This is a genomic window from Phytopseudomonas dryadis (assembly GCF_004327355.1).
Lineage (GTDB): Bacteria > Pseudomonadota > Gammaproteobacteria > Pseudomonadales > Pseudomonadaceae > Aquipseudomonas > Aquipseudomonas dryadis.
In genome coordinates, this window is sequence record NZ_QJUM01000014.1 from 23,673 (window position 1) to 37,095 (window position 13,423).

Sequence of the window (13,423 nt, forward strand, 5' to 3'; positions counted from 1 at the left end):
CGGGCAATACGATGGCAGGCGCCAGCCGAGGCCGTCGCACAGGCACCACCGGATCACCCCGCCCGGTTGTCGAAAGCGTCGTCGAGGCAGGTCTCCTGGCTTACGGTCCGCGCATCGCGCCAGCCCTTCGCCTTCCCGCGCGGCGCGCAGTGGCATGCAAGAAGGGCCGATGACCGTTCACAGTTGCGGGGGCAGCCACGGCATCACCGTGTTCCCTCTTAGCTCCGCCGCCTGGGCGCCGGAGAACCTCGAAGCGGCAAAGGCTACGCAGTGCCCGGGGGCAGGTCAATCGCCACGGTTGACGCTCGCAGCGCTTCATGCTGTCCTAGCAAGGCTGTTTCAGGTGTCTTGCGCCGCCGTGCGCAAGGTGAAACGGGAAGCCGGTGCGAGTCCGGCGCTGCCCCCGCAACGGTAAGCGAATGCCAGGATCGTTCGAGCCACTGTGCCAACCGGCATGGGAAGGCCGATCCGCACTGTCGACAGACAGTCATCGCCAGCCCGGAGACCGGCCTGAAGTAATCGTTTGGCAACCCGCGGTGGGCGGGCACACGCCGGATATCGGGCCGCCTGGCCTGCTCTCTCGCTGTGTCCTTCTGCCGTGTTTCCCCTGTCTTGCAGAAGGCCATGCCCATGTCCACCAGCACCCTGTCCGCTTCGGTTCCACTTCCCCTGTCACAGCGCCTGCTCCTGGCCATGGGCAGTTGCCTGCTCGGCGCCGCGCTGATCTTCTTCGCCGGCTTCTCGCATATCGAGGCCGTGCACAATGCCGCTCACGATACCCGTCACAGCGCCGCGTTCCCGTGCCACTGAGGAGATCGACATGATCAAGCGCATCGCCCGGACCGCAGGCTTCGCCGGCCTCTTCGCCGCCATCGTCCTGACCCTGCTGCAGAGCCTGTGGGTCACTCCGCTGATCCTCCATGCGGAAACCTTCGAAAGCGCCGAGCCGGTCGCGCAAGCGCCCGGGCACGGCCACGGCGCCGAAGCCGTGGCTCATGACCACGGAGCCGCTGCCGGCCACAGCCATGACGGCGAAGCCTGGGCGCCCGAGGATGGCTGGCAGCGCCTGCTGTCCACCGGCCTGAGCAACCTGGTGGTGGCGGTGGGCTTCGCCCTGATGCTCGCCGGCCTGTTCACCCTGCGCGCACCCGGCCAGACCTGGCAGGGCCTGCTCTGGGGGCTGGCCGGTTTCGCCACCTTCTCCCTGGCGCCTTCCGCCGGCCTGCCGCCGGAACTGCCGGGCAGCGCTGCCGCCGACCTGCTGCTGCGCCAGTACTGGTGGGTCGGCACCGCGGCCTCGACCGCCGCCGGCCTGGCCTTGCTGGCCTTCGGCAGCAACTGGGTGCTGCGCATCCTCGGCCTGGTGATCCTGGCGGTACCGCACCTGATCGGCGCGCCCCAGCCCGAGGTGCACGAGAGCCTGGCGCCAGCGGCCCTGGAGCACGAGTTCATCCTCGCCTCGCTGCTGACCAACGCGGTGTTCTGGGCCGCCCTCGGCCTGGCCGCCGCCTGGTTCTACGGCCGCAACCGCCAGGACGCATGAGCGAGCGCCCTACCCTTGTCGCCGGCCTGGGTTGCCGGCGCGATTGCTCGCTGAGCGAGCTGCTGGCCTTGCTCGACAGTACGCTGGCCGAGCATGGCTCGAGCACTGCCGAGCTGACGGCCCTGGCCAGCAGCGACCGCAAGGTGGACGAGCCTGGGTTGCTGCAGTTGGCCGAGCATCTGGGCCTGCCCATCAGCTTCCTGCCCGCCGATGTGCTGACGGGTTACCATGAACGCCTGAGCCAGACATCGGCTATCGCCCTGCATGTCACCGGTAGCCCGAGCGTTGCCGAGGCCAGCGCCCTGGCCCTGGCCGAACGCTTGAGCAATCGAACCGCTCGCCTGTGGATAACCAAGCGCAAGAGCGCCGCCGCCACGCTGGCCATCGCAGACATCGGGCGCTAGAAACGCCGCCGGTGTAGGAGCGTCGACCTCGGCGCGAGAAAATTGCAGCCTCGCCGCGAAACGGCGTCGTTCAAGCCATTCGCCGCGAGGTCGCGGCTCCTACAGCCGCAGGCCAGTCTTCAACCCTGTTCACCACTTGCCGCTTGCAACCCAGGACTCCCATGACCGTCTATTTCATCGGCGCCGGACCCGGCGACCCCGAACTGATTACCGTGAAGGGCCAGCGTCTGATTCGTTCGTGCCCGGTGATCCTCTATGCCGGCTCCCTGGTACCGGAAGCGCTGCTCGACGGCCATCAGGCCAGCCTGGTGGTGAACACCGCCGAATTGCACCTCGATGAAATCGTCGCCCTGCTGCGCGCCGCCCACGAACGTGGCGAGGACGTGGCACGCGTACATTCGGGTGACCCCTCGCTGTACGGCGCCATCGGTGAGCAGATTCGTCACCTGCGCGCCCAGGGCATTCCCTTCGAGATCATCCCCGGGGTCACCGCTACGGCAGCCTGCGCCGCGCTGCTGGAAAGCGAGTTGACGCTGCCGGATGTTTCCCAGACGGTGATCCTCACCCGCTACGCCAGCAAGTCGCCGATGCCCGCGGGCGAGCAGTTGCACGACCTGGCCCGGCACCGCGCCACGCTGGCCATCCACCTTGGCGTCCAGCATCTGGCGCGGATCGTCACCGAGCTGCAGCCGCACTATGGCGCCGACTGCCCGATCGCGGTGGTGCATCGCGCCAGCTGGCCGGATCAGGACTGGGTACTCGGCACCCTGGCCGATATCGAAGAGAAGGTTCGCCTGAAAGGCTTTCGCCGCACCGCGCTGATCCTGGTCGGCCGCGTGCTCGGTGCCGAACGCTTCGCCGACTCGGCGCTCTACCACGAGCAGCACCGCCACCTGTTCAGGGCAGGCGCTGCAGACGATACAGGCTCTCGCTGACCTTGCCATGGTTGGCGGCGATGCCGATCCGTGCGCCCTGGCGCGCCAGGCGCTGGTTGAGGTCGCTGGCGTACAGCTGTTTGAGAAAGGCCGGGTAACCCGGCTCGTCCCGCGCCTCGAGCTGGCTGCAGAGCAAGGCATGCAGCGCCGGCAGGGAGAAGTACCAGCTACCCTCGGCGCAGTCGAAGCCGCTGTCGCGCAGCCGTTGCAGCACCTCGGGATCGCCGCGCAGGACACCCTCGCAGTAGGCCAGTAGAACCGTCACCAGCGCCGTCATGATCGCCCCCGCAGGACACCGACAAGGCCGCCATCATGCCACGTGTGCGACGCGCCACGGCACCGTGGGTCAACCCTCGACAGCGGGCAACTCGATACGGAAGCAGGCCCCGCGCTCCTGATTGGCGACACTCAGCTTGCCGCCCATCTGGTTGACCAGCCCATAGCTGACGGACAGCCCCAGGCCCGTGCCCTTGCCCACCGGCTTGGTGGTGAAGAAGGGATCGAACACCCGGTCGAGCAGCAGCGGATCGATACCGCCGGCGTTGTCCAGAATACGGACGATCACCAGGCCGTCGCGCTGTTCGCTCTGCACCAGGATGCGCGGTTTCAGCTCGGCATCCTTTTCCCTGGCGCTGAGCAACGCGTCCTTGGCATTGACCAGCAGGTTGATGACGACCTGTTCGAGCTGGTCGGCATGGCCCCTCACCTGCGCCGTGCAGCACAGGCTCACCTGCAGTTCGATGTCCCTGCTCAGTTCGCCTTCGCGGATCAGGGACAGCGCACCCTCGATGGCCTCATCGGGATGGAACAGCTCGCCCTCGATCTCCGAACGCCGGCCGAAGATGCGCATGTGATTGACGATCTTCGCCGCACGGACGATCTGCTGCTCGATGCGCCCGAGCTTGCTCTTCAGGTAGTCAGGGCTGGCCGAACCGTTTTCCACCCCCTTGAGGGTGTTGCCCAGGGCAATGCGCATGACATGCAGCGGCTGGTTGAGTTCATGGGCCAGGCCGGTGGCCATCTCGCCCAGCACGGCCATCTTGGCGCTTTGGTTGAGCATCTGCCGGGCCTTGTGCAGTTCCGTGTCATCGCGCCCCACCGCCTGCACTTCGAGCAGGGTGCCCTGCTCATCGAAGACGCCGCGCTCGGACAGCACCCACCAGATGTGTTCGCGCCCCGGCAGGTCCATGCGCACCAGCGCCGTGCCCATGGGCTGCTGGGGCGTCAGCTGGCGATGACGCTCGAGGAACTGGGCGCGTTCCTGGTCGGACAGATAGGACGCCAGGCTCATGCCCTGCAGCTTCTCCTGAGCGAGGCCCAGGTATTGCGCCAGCGGCCGGTTGGCGAAGGTCAGGGTCAGATCCGGCCGGTAACGGCAGATGATCGCCGGGGAATCCTCGACCAGAATCCGGTAGCGCTCCTCGCTCGCCCGCACCCGCTCCGCCGCCTGCGCCGCCTCGGTGACGTCCAGGCACAGGCCGACCGCCTCCACGGGCAAGCCGCGCTCGTCCCTGAGCAGCTTGGCCTCGTCCTGCAACCAGTGGTACTGGCCGTCGCGGTCGATCAGCCGGTAGCGACAACGGGCCGCGCCCTCGACCAGCAGGGTGCGGGTGCGGTCGAAATAGAGATCGCGATCGTCGGGATGGATGAAGTCGGCCAGCGCCCGGCCGATGAAATCGTCCAGCGTCCAGCCCAGCAGGGCGCTGGTGCTGTCACTGCAGAACACCGGCAGGAAGGCGCCTTCCTCGTAGCGATGTATGTAGATCAGCGCCGGTGCGCTGGCCACCAGGTTCTTCAGCCTGGCCGTGGCGGCATCGGCCTCGACTTCCTTGAGCTTCATGTCGTTGATATCCAGTACCGCGCCGACGACCCGCCGTTGCCCGTTGGCGTTGAGGATGCGGGTATGGATGCGGAACCAGCACAGCCCCTGCCCGGCATCGCGCAGCCGGACGACCTGCTCGAAGGGCTTGCCCGCCGTCTCGGCCTCGGCCAGACGGACCCGGAACTCGTCGCGATCGGCCGGGCTGAGCAATTCCAGCCAGTCGGCCAGGGTCACCGGCGCCAGCGGATCGAGACCGAAGCGTTGCACCAGATTGGCTGCCAGCAGGAACGCGCCGCTACGCGGCAGGTATTCCCACCAGCCGGTGCCCAGCAGGTGCTGGATGATGTCGAAGCGCTCGCTGTGGGCCTTGCGCTCCTGCTCCTCGACACGCTGCAACAACGGCGCGGCCACCTGGGCGAACAGATCCAGCCAGTCCCTGGTGTTCAGCTCCGGCCTGCACCGATGAGCGACGTAGGGTGAACAGAGCAGCCAGGCGCGAACCCCCTGGTGATCCCGATAAGGCAGCAGCCATACCGATCCCCCGGCATGCCATTCCGGCCCGTCGACGTCGCCACGCAACCACTGCACGGGCTGCTCGCCAGGGTAATCCTGCAACTCACGGGGCAGAGGCTGCCCGTCCCGCCAGAACGCCGGCGCCTCGCCGTCCCGGTACTGGGCAGCGATCCGCCAGCCGCCACGCAGCGGATCGGGTAAGGCCAGGGCGACGCTGGGCGCGCGCAACGCCTCGGCCAGGTCCGCCAACCAGGCGGGGGCGTGGCGGGGGAAATCCACATGTTCGGCGTTGCGTATGACCTGAGCCAGCGCGCTGACCTGCGAAAATACCTGCAGACGCTGTTCGCAGGCCTGCAGGCGGGCGAGGAAATCACCGACCTCGTAGGCCTGCAGCGACCAGCCGCCGTCCTCGGCCCGCAGCCAGCCACGGGTGTGCATGACAGCGCCATCGAGCGTGACGAAAGACAGGTCGAGGATCTGCTGCACGAAAGCGGCCAGATCCTCCACCAGGTAACGGCTCTGGCCATGCAACAGGGCCTTGAGGTCGACCCTTTGCGTGGTCGGCTGCACGGGCAGGCGTCGCGACAGGTTGCCGGAAGCGGCGAGCACCCGGCCTTGCGTATCGATGAACAGATTCAGGCAAGGGGCATTGCCAGGCCCGTTCGGCAGCGTCTGCAACGCCGGCTGCTCATCGGGCTCGCGCCTGAACCAATCTCTGAAGACATGCATCGCCCGCTCACCTACCATGGTTCAACAACGTCGCAGGCAAACCCGAAGGCTGCCGCATGATCGGGCCGGACGATTTCCCTGACCTGCCCGTACTCTCCAACCCGCTCAAGTAACCGTCTCTATGGAATACCTCCTCTTGCTGTGCTGGCTCGCCGCCTGCGCGGTACAGGACGCCGAACAACGCAAGATCGCCAACCTGCTGACGCTCGGCGGCCTGGCCGCCGCATTGCTTCATCTGCTCTGGTTCGGCACGACACTGACCGGGGCCAGGCCTGCCGCTGCCGTGGTCGCGCTGGCAGTCGCCTGCCTGCTATCGCTACCCGGCTACCTGAGCCGGCGGATGGGCGCTGCCGACGTCAAGCTGCTACTGGCACTGGCTGCCGCCAGCGATGCCGCTCATGTGCTGTTCAGCGTCATCGGTGCCGCGTTGGCCATGTGCACCTGGGTGGCCTTGATACGAACTCAACCCAGTATCCTTTTTCTAATTCCAAAACGCTTCGAATACCTGCGAATGCCAACACTTGAACAGCACCCTTATGCACCTTTTCTGCTGTTTGGTCTGGCGATAAGCAGTCTGTGGCTGACAACCGAATAGCGCGTCAAGAACGGGGCTTTGCCGCAGCATAATGGAAATAAATCATGCCCACCATATAGCACTAAATTACTATAACTTTTTAATAAAACTTTTTACCACTACACCTTTGACTATAACTTAGTGGATAGCTATCCTGCGCCTGTAAGCCATCAAGGTAGCAACAACGCATGGACAGCATTACTCCTCCGTGGATATTGATAGTTGACGATGAGCCGCTCATTGTCGAAGAACTAAAAGAGTTCTTCGAGCACAGTGGTTATCGCGTCACGGGCTGTCACACGACCGAGGATGCGTTACGAGCCTTCCAGCAGGACGAGGCCATCGGCATCGTTCTCAGCGACATGCATATGCCCGGGCTGACCGGCCTGCAGCTGGTCGGCGAGTTCAACCGCCTGGCCCGCCCAGGCCGCCTCTACGAATTCGCCATCTTCACCGGTAGCGCGGACAAGCAGGAAATCATCCAGGCCTTGCGGGCCGGGGTTTCCGACTACTATCAGAAACCGCTGAACCTGGACGAACTGCAGGAAGGCGTCACCCGCCTGCAGGAACGTCTGGAGCAACAGGTCAGGGAGCAGCAGATCAAGCGGCGCATTCAGGACCTGGCAGCATCCCTGCACGAAATCCACAGCGACGCGCCCAACAAGGCAGCCGTACCGCTACCCGCCCAAAACGACGCGTGCCTGTCCTCCTCTCCCAATGCCGCCAGCATCCCCGAACCCTTCGACAAATTGTCGCGACGCCAGTTGGCGGTCACTCAACTAATCGCCAAAGGGATGACCAACTATCAAATATCCTGCGAATTGGGAATTACCGAAAATACGGTAAAACTTTATGTCTCGCAGATACTGAGACTAACGCGTGTTCACAACCGCACCCAATTGGCACTTTCCTACCCCACCCACGCGTGAACCTTCAGTAACAATTAAGCTAAGCCGGCGCGCATTTTTCGTGCGCGCCGGTTTCATTTATAAGGTTATTCCGACCGCTCTCGTCGCCCTCTATTTAAATTGAATGGCTGAACAAGAACGGGCGCCTGGTTGGATCATCCGTCCGCTGGCGATTACCTGCTCAGCTCTCCACCGGCCTCCTGATCGAAGAACTCCGGAATGGGGTGGCTATGGCTTTCCAGCCAGCGCTGCAAGGACAGTTCGCGCTCGGCCGGCGTGGACGTCTGTACGTAGGGAGAGGCCTTCAACCCCTCACGCTGAACACGCAGCCAATAGGCTGTCTGGGTCTCGGTCTCGGCACCGACCAACCCGTCACCACGCTCCTCGGTAGCCGCCACAGCCAGCAGCGGCAGACACGCCAGTAACGCACAGCTCCATCTTTTCATGCTCATCATGCTCTCCTGCCTCCCAACGAAGGCGGCTTGGCCCTGGTGTCGTGTCAATCATGAAATGTCGGACGTAGATAGCGTCCCGCCCCAAGACCTTCCCATGCCGTTCGATGTCAGCGAGTCCATCGGGTTACGCTAGCGCGGCAAACCGCCGACCGTGTAGGAGCGTCGACCTCGGCGCGACGCGATGGCGGCCATCCCGCAGAGCCCGCGGTATGGCCACCATTCGCCGCGGGGTCGCGGCTCCTACGCTAGCGCGGCCCGATCCATCCTATGCATGGACTCGCCAGCGAGTCCATCACGTTACGAGAAACCGTTCGACCATCAGTTGATCTGTCCTAATAACCACTGATCGGTACGATCGCCTCGCCCCGGCCACTGCTGGCGGGCTCGACCCGTACCACTCCGCCGTCATCCGGCACGACCAGGCGGCCGGGCACCATCTGCACCGCTTGCACGCTGACAGGGGTCGCCGTCGCCCTATTCGATAGCGGAGCAGCCGGGATGCCGGTCATGGCAGGCTGGCTGGCCACCCCCGTTGCCGCACCCGGGGTCGCAGGCTGTACGGGCCGACTGGACGCAGGCGCGACCGCGGGATTGGCCACTGCCGGCACAACCGGGGCTACTGCCATGGGCGCTCCCTCCTTGCCGCCCAGCTCACGGCGCAAGGCCTGCGCACGCAACTCGGCCGCGCGGAACTGGTTGGCGCTAAAGCCCATGCGCGTCACCAGCGCGCTGGCCTGCTTCAGATTGTCTTGGTAGATCAGCAGCGTCAGCAGGTTGAGTGCCGGCCGTTTTTCGGCCTGATTCAACTCCTGCGAGGTGAGCAACTCGAAACGGGCCTCTTCCAGGCGCCCCAGATTCATGTACACCACGCCCAGGTCATTGCGCATCGTATCGCTGGTGGGCGCCAGACTGACCGCCAGACGCAGGTGCTTGAGCGCCTCGTCGTAACGCTTCTCGGCACTGGCGAGCTGGCCGAGCCCATGCTCGCCCTGCGCTTTCAGGCAGGTATCGACCAGGCTGGCATACAAGTCCTTCGCTTCCGGGCGGTTCAGTGAGCGCAGGATGCGCGCCTTGCGCAGGCGCGCTTCGGGCAAGCTGTTCGGCAGCCGCTCCAGATTGGCCAGTGCCGCATGCAGGCGCCCCTCGTCCGCGGTTTCCTGGGCCAGATTGAGCGCCAGTTCCTGATCCTGGGACAGGGGCGCACAGGCCCGTGGCGCGGCGTCACCCCTGTCGATGAGCCAGGGCGAACTCCCCCCGGAACCCGCACAACCGCCCAACAGGCCGAGCACTCCCAGCAAGGTTGTCAAACGCTTCATCTCATACCCCCCAGTGCCCCGATGATGGCGATGAATCCCGGCCCCGCCAGCACGATCAACAAGGCCGGGAACAAGAACACCATCATGGCGACGGACATCTTGCCCGACAGTTTGGAAACCCGTTCTTCGATAGCGGTGAGACGCCGGTCGTCGATCAGCTCCTTGAGCGACAGCAGCGATGCCATCGCGCCACCGCCCTGGGTGATCAGCTGTTCGAGGATCACGAAGCAATCGGTGATCTCGTCCACCTCGAGCAGCGCGGCCAGATCGCGCAACTCGCGCCCCAGTTCCAGACCCGCATCCACACGCAGCAGAACCTGGCGCAGCTCGCCGGTCATCTGCGGCAATATCTTCTGCGACTCCTTGCTCAATACCCGCAAGGCCTGCTCCACGGTCATGCCGACGTCGAAGAGAATGCGCAGCAATGGAATGAAGGTCGTCACTTCCTGGGCAAGCTGCTCCTGGCGGCTCTTCGCCGCCTTCGCCAGTACGCGCTTGGGAATCAGGTAACCGATGCCCAGGGCAAAGGCGGGCGCCAGCCACGCCGGGTTCGGCGCCTCATGCAGCAAGGCCTGGATGATCAGCACCAGAAGCAGCAATAGCAGCGGCGTGCCCAGTTGAATGGCCGAGAACAGCGACTGCTGGCTGCGCTTGCGCCAACCCAGGCGGTTGAGCAGCAACAGGGTTTCACCGTCCATGCTCAAGGTGCGCCGGCCAAGCGAGCTGCCGCCGATCCCGCGCAACATACTCGAGCTGGAAACCCGCGAATCCGTGCCGAGCCGCTGGCTGAACTGGCGCCGGGCACGGATATCGCCCAGGGCCAGATAGAAGAACAACAGTGCCGTCAGCAGTTGCAGGGAGGCGCTGAGCAGAAGCATGCCGGCCATCAGATGCTCCTCAACATGCGCCAGAGGGCGAAGCTGCCGAGGGCCTGCAGCACGAACGCCAGCAGCAGGATCACCCGCCCGCTGGTCTCCTGCCACATGCCCAGCATGAACTGCGGATTGGTCAGGAAAATGTAGCAGGCCAGCGCCAGCGGCAAGCCGCCCATGACATAGGCACTGATGCGCGTTTCGCCGGTCATGGCGCGCAACTTGCGCGCACTCTGCTCGCGCTCACGAATCAAGCGGATCAGGTTGTTCAGCAACTCGCTGGTATTGCCGCCATAACGCTGATTGACCCGTACCCCGAGCGCCAGAACCTGGAATTCCGCACGCTCGTACAGATCGGCGAAATCCTGCAGCGCATCGCCAAGACTCATGCCCCGCTGCATGTTCCGCCGAGGGCGGGCCAAGGCGTCACGCAATGGATCGGGCGCGCTATCCATGGCCAGCAGCAGCGCATCGCCCAGCGCGCGGCCCGATTTCAGGCTGCGGATGACATGGTCCAGAAAGGGCGGCAACTGCTCGATCATGCGCAGCACGCGACGCCGATAACGCAAGGCGATGAACAGGCGACCGACGATCGGTGGCAGCAACAGCATGATCAGCAGACCGAGCCAATGGGCGAACAGCAGTCCCAGCACCGCGCCGAACAACCAGATGCCCAGCCACAGGCCGAATTTCTGCTGCGGCACGCTGCTGAAACCCGCCCGCAGGAACAGCTTGTCCACATGGCCGAGCGTCCGGGTACGCAGGGACTCCGGCTGATTCACCAGCAGACGCTGCATGATCCGCTCGGAAGCCGCCTGTTCACGGCTCTTGTGCAGCAGCAGCAGGCCCAGGACAAACAGGCTCAGGCAGATCAATCCCAGCAACAGCGGCGCGTTCATGCTCCCTCTCCTTGGCTGTCGAACGGATCGACAGCCCGTCATACGTCCCGACGCAGCTTGTCCCCGGCCACATTCGCCGCTTCACGGCGGAAAGTGCCGGTACCGCGGCGGTCGAAACGGAACAGGGTGTTGGTCACGTACTGGTCATCGCGCAGCCCCACCACTTCGACCACTTCACTCACGCAGCGCCGGCCATCCGGCAGCCGGGTCAACTGGATCACCACGTCCAGAGCGGCGCAGATCATCTGTCGCAGGGTCCGTTCGGCGACCTGTACCCCGGACAAGCCGACCAGGGTCTCCAGACGCAACAAGGCATCCTGGGCGCTGTTGGCATGCACCGTACTCATGGAACCGTCGTGCCCGGTATTCATCGCGGTCAGCACATCGAGCACCTCGGCGCCGCGGATCTCGCCGAGCACGATGCGGTCCGGGCGCATGCGCAGGGCGTTGCGTACCAGTTCGCGCGCCGCCACCTCGCCGTGCCCTTCGGCATTCGGTGGGCGGGTTTCCAGGCGCACCACGTGATCGTGATGGAGCACCAGCTCGGCAGTGTCCTCGATGGTGACGATGCGTTCGCGGGGATCGATCATCTGGCTCAGCATGTTCAGCATGGTGGTCTTGCCGGTACCGGTACCGCCGCTGACCATGATGTTGCAGCGCCGTCCGACCATCTGCTCGACACAGCTCAGAATGGCCTGATCCAGCGAATTGCCGGCCAGCAGGTCGACACTGCGCAGCATGTCCTTGCGGAACTTGCGTACCGACAGGCAGGGGCCGTCCAGGGCCACCGGCGGAATCACCGCGTTGATGCGGCTGCCATCGGGCATGCGCGCATCGACCATGGGCGAAGACTCGTCGAGCCTTCTGCCGACCGGGGCGAGAATGCGCTGGATGACCCGTAACACATGCTGGTCATCGATGAAGCGCAAATCGCTCGGTTGCAGCACGCCGTCGCGCTCGACGAACACCCGGTGCGGGCCGTTGACCAGGATTTCGCTCACCCCGGCATCCTTGAGCAGGATCTCCAACGGGCCGAAGCCGGTCAGTTCATCCACCAGCTCTTCCGCCAGGCGATCCACCTCGTAACGGGAGATCGCAATCTGGCGGCGGCTGACATACTCGCCGACGCGCTCGACGACGAACTGCGCCAGGGTGTTGCGCGTGCCTTCCAGCAGGTTCTCGCCCTTCTCCTCGAGGGCATCGATCAGGTAGCGATGCAGCACCGGCTTCAACTCGTTGACGGTCAACCCTGCTCCGTCGCCACCGAACGGTCCGATGATCATGAGCCGGCCCTCAGTGCGCGTCGCCACCAGGGCGGCGGCGGTTGGCACTTGTGCTTGATCTGTTGCTCGGCGAGATTCAGCAGCCCCTGGGTCAGTGGGTCGCGCGGCGCCGACTGGTACAGCGAGCGCGCCTGGTTCTTGGCCTTGAGCCGGGTTACCGGGCTCAGGGCCAGGCTGCCTTCGAGGGGCATTTCGAAGGTGCGCCCCAACTCCTGCAGGCTGGGCGAAACGGAGGGCTGGTAGCGATCGACCAGCAAACGCGCATGATCCAGTTTCACGCCAATGCTGCGCCAGGACGTCAGCAGGGCCAGGTTGCGCCGACAATTGGGCACGCTCTGATCGACGCACCACAGGACGCATTGGGCCTGGGCGATGAAGGAGCGCAGCCCGTCGCTGTCGGGCTGCCCGCACAGGTTGACCACGACATGCTGGAAATACTGGCGCAGGCTGCCCATCAGCAGGAACAGCTCACCGATGCTGAAACGCTCGAGCGCATCGTCTTCAGGGCCATGGGCCAATAGGCGCAGCCCTTCGGGGTGGCGGGTGAAGGCGCTTTCGAGCAGGTTCGAGTCAAGGCGCCGGATATTGCGCAGCGCATCACCGAAGAAGAACGACGCCTCCAACGCGAAGATTTCCAGGCTTTCTCCCCGTGGCACGCCCAGGTCGATAAGCAGCGTGCGCTGGCCGCGCGCCTGGATCTGCAGTGCCAGATGCCCGGCCAGCAAGGCGGCGTCGGCATCGGGCTGGGTACCGTAGAGCAGCGTCAGATCACCCTGATCGCGTGATGGCGGCAGCGGCGGCAAGCGCTGTACCAGGCGCCGTACCAAGCCCAGCACTTCACTGCTTCTGGCGCCATAGGCGATGAAGTCGCGGGCACCGGCACGCATGGCATTGAGCACCAGCTGGTTGTCCAGACCATCGCCGAGCGCCACCACCACCAGCATCGGGCGCACGTCGAGCAGGGCCTCGATCAGCGCACACTGAGCGGCCTGGTTGTCCCGATTGAGCCCGACGAACACCAGGGCGCTGCCGGTCATGTCCATCAGGCCGAGCACTTCGTCCAGCGTCTCGCCCACATTGAGCACCTGACCCTGGGGGGCGAGGGCGGCCTGCAGCCAGTCGAGATCCTGCTTGCGGCGGGTCTGCGCCAGATAGATCTGCTCCATGCCA

At 64.8% G+C, this 13,423-nt stretch carries 13 protein-coding genes, 1 pseudogene and 2 riboswitches; of the genes and pseudogenes, 6 read left to right on the plus strand and 8 right to left on the minus strand.

The window, feature by feature from the left end:
• Positions 1-68: 68 nt before the first annotated feature.
• Positions 69-266: riboswitch (cobalamin riboswitch) on the minus strand.
• 58 nt (positions 267-324) lie between these two features.
• Positions 325-528: riboswitch (cobalamin riboswitch) on the plus strand.
• A 96-nt stretch (positions 529-624) separates the two neighbouring features.
• The 4 genes from DNK34_RS13345 to cobM all read left to right on the plus strand — a co-directional run bounded on the left by DNK34_RS13345 (position 625) and on the right by cobM (position 2,882).
• The gene (locus DNK34_RS13345) at positions 625-810 is read left to right on the plus strand and encodes a CbtB domain-containing protein (protein ID WP_165496930.1); all 186 of its coding nucleotides are present in this window, start codon (positions 625-627) and stop codon (positions 808-810) included.
• Positions 811-820: 10 nt separating this feature from the next.
• Positions 821-1,543: a CbtA family protein gene (locus DNK34_RS13350; protein WP_131176092.1), complete on the plus strand. Its 723-nt coding sequence runs from the start codon at positions 821-823 to the stop codon at positions 1,541-1,543.
• Complete coding sequence (locus DNK34_RS13355; RefSeq protein ID WP_131176093.1) at positions 1,540-1,947, plus strand: cobalamin biosynthesis protein; 408 nt, start codon at positions 1,540-1,542, stop codon at positions 1,945-1,947. Before DNK34_RS13350 ends, DNK34_RS13355 begins: the two co-directional genes overlap by 4 nt.
• A gap of 161 nt (positions 1,948-2,108) precedes the next feature.
• On the plus strand, positions 2,109-2,882 hold the full coding sequence (gene cobM / locus DNK34_RS13360; RefSeq protein ID WP_131176094.1) for a precorrin-4 C(11)-methyltransferase: 774 nt from the start codon (positions 2,109-2,111) through the stop codon (positions 2,880-2,882).
• Here cobM and DNK34_RS13365 read toward each other — a convergent pair.
• Complete coding sequence (locus DNK34_RS13365; RefSeq protein WP_131176095.1) at positions 2,845-3,159, minus strand: hypothetical protein; 315 nt, start codon at positions 3,157-3,159, stop codon at positions 2,845-2,847. The two genes, cobM and DNK34_RS13365, sit on opposite strands and share 38 nt — an antisense overlap.
• A 69-nt stretch (positions 3,160-3,228) precedes the next feature.
• Complete coding sequence (locus tag DNK34_RS13370) at positions 3,229-5,946, minus strand: PAS domain-containing sensor histidine kinase (RefSeq protein ID WP_131176096.1); 2,718 nt, start codon at positions 5,944-5,946, stop codon at positions 3,229-3,231.
• 121 nt (positions 5,947-6,067) lie between these two features.
• Here DNK34_RS13370 and DNK34_RS13375 point away from each other — a divergent pair, with 121 nt between their 5' ends.
• Together DNK34_RS13375 and DNK34_RS13380 are read left to right on the plus strand one after the other, a co-directional pair.
• Complete coding sequence (locus tag DNK34_RS13375; RefSeq protein WP_131176097.1) at positions 6,068-6,541, plus strand: prepilin peptidase; 474 nt, start codon at positions 6,068-6,070, stop codon at positions 6,539-6,541.
• A 167-nt stretch (positions 6,542-6,708) separates the two neighbouring features.
• Positions 6,709-7,449 (plus strand): response regulator transcription factor, encoded by a 741-nt coding sequence (locus DNK34_RS13380; protein ID WP_131176098.1) that lies wholly within the window; start codon positions 6,709-6,711, stop codon positions 7,447-7,449.
• A 152-nt stretch (positions 7,450-7,601) separates the two neighbouring features.
• On the opposite strand, the gene DNK34_RS13385 is transcribed toward DNK34_RS13380, so the two are convergent.
• The 6 genes and pseudogenes from DNK34_RS13385 to DNK34_RS13410 all read right to left on the minus strand — a co-directional run bounded on the left by DNK34_RS13385 (position 7,602) and on the right by DNK34_RS13410 (position 13,419).
• Positions 7,602-7,880: a DUF3613 domain-containing protein gene (locus DNK34_RS13385; RefSeq protein ID WP_242675178.1), complete on the minus strand. Its 279-nt coding sequence runs from the start codon at positions 7,878-7,880 to the stop codon at positions 7,602-7,604.
• A 554-nt stretch (positions 7,881-8,434) separates the two neighbouring features.
• Positions 8,435-9,199 (minus strand): annotated as a pseudogene (locus DNK34_RS13390) (tetratricopeptide repeat protein); the annotation flags it as partial.
• Complete coding sequence (locus tag DNK34_RS13395; protein ID WP_207401603.1) at positions 9,196-10,086, minus strand: type II secretion system F family protein; 891 nt, start codon at positions 10,084-10,086, stop codon at positions 9,196-9,198. The gene DNK34_RS13395 and the pseudogene DNK34_RS13390, both read right to left, overlap by 4 nt.
• Complete coding sequence (locus DNK34_RS13400; protein ID WP_131176100.1) at positions 10,086-10,970, minus strand: type II secretion system F family protein; 885 nt, start codon at positions 10,968-10,970, stop codon at positions 10,086-10,088. Before DNK34_RS13400 ends, DNK34_RS13395 begins: the two co-directional genes overlap by 1 nt.
• A gap of 38 nt (positions 10,971-11,008) precedes the next feature.
• Positions 11,009-12,253: a TadA family conjugal transfer-associated ATPase gene (locus tag DNK34_RS13405; RefSeq protein WP_131176101.1), complete on the minus strand. Its 1,245-nt coding sequence runs from the start codon at positions 12,251-12,253 to the stop codon at positions 11,009-11,011.
• Positions 12,250-13,419, minus strand: a complete 1,170-nt coding sequence (locus tag DNK34_RS13410) for a CpaE/TadZ family protein (RefSeq protein ID WP_131176102.1) — start codon at positions 13,417-13,419, stop codon at positions 12,250-12,252. Before DNK34_RS13410 ends, DNK34_RS13405 begins: the two co-directional genes overlap by 4 nt.
• Positions 13,420-13,423 lie beyond the last annotated feature (4 nt).

Bases quoted from the DNA above. Each gene is read 5' to 3' on its own strand.
- DNK34_RS13400 (WP_131176100.1), bottom strand. From the start codon at position 10,970: ATGAACGCGCCGCTGTTGCTGGGATTGATCTGCCTGAGCCTGTTTGTC.
- DNK34_RS13380 (WP_131176098.1), top strand. From the start codon at position 6,709: ATGGACAGCATTACTCCTCCGTGGATATTGATAGTTGACGATGAGCCG.
- DNK34_RS13395 (WP_207401603.1), bottom strand. From the start codon at position 10,086: ATGGCCGGCATGCTTCTGCTCAGCGCCTCCCTGCAACTGCTGACGGCA.
- DNK34_RS13375 (WP_131176097.1), top strand. From the start codon at position 6,068: ATGGAATACCTCCTCTTGCTGTGCTGGCTCGCCGCCTGCGCGGTACAG.
- DNK34_RS13410 (WP_131176102.1), bottom strand. From the start codon at position 13,419: ATGGAGCAGATCTATCTGGCGCAGACCCGCCGCAAGCAGGATCTCGAC.
- DNK34_RS13365 (WP_131176095.1), bottom strand. From the start codon at position 3,159: ATGACGGCGCTGGTGACGGTTCTACTGGCCTACTGCGAGGGTGTCCTG.
- DNK34_RS13405 (WP_131176101.1), bottom strand. From the start codon at position 12,253: ATGATCATCGGACCGTTCGGTGGCGACGGAGCAGGGTTGACCGTCAAC.
- DNK34_RS13385 (WP_242675178.1), bottom strand. From the start codon at position 7,880: ATGAGCATGAAAAGATGGAGCTGTGCGTTACTGGCGTGTCTGCCGCTG.
- DNK34_RS13345 (WP_165496930.1), top strand. From the start codon at position 625: ATGCCCATGTCCACCAGCACCCTGTCCGCTTCGGTTCCACTTCCCCTG.
- DNK34_RS13350 (WP_131176092.1), top strand. From the start codon at position 821: ATGATCAAGCGCATCGCCCGGACCGCAGGCTTCGCCGGCCTCTTCGCC.
- cobM (WP_131176094.1), top strand. From the start codon at position 2,109: ATGACCGTCTATTTCATCGGCGCCGGACCCGGCGACCCCGAACTGATT.
- DNK34_RS13370 (WP_131176096.1), bottom strand. From the start codon at position 5,946: ATGCATGTCTTCAGAGATTGGTTCAGGCGCGAGCCCGATGAGCAGCCG.
- DNK34_RS13355 (WP_131176093.1), top strand. From the start codon at position 1,540: ATGAGCGAGCGCCCTACCCTTGTCGCCGGCCTGGGTTGCCGGCGCGAT.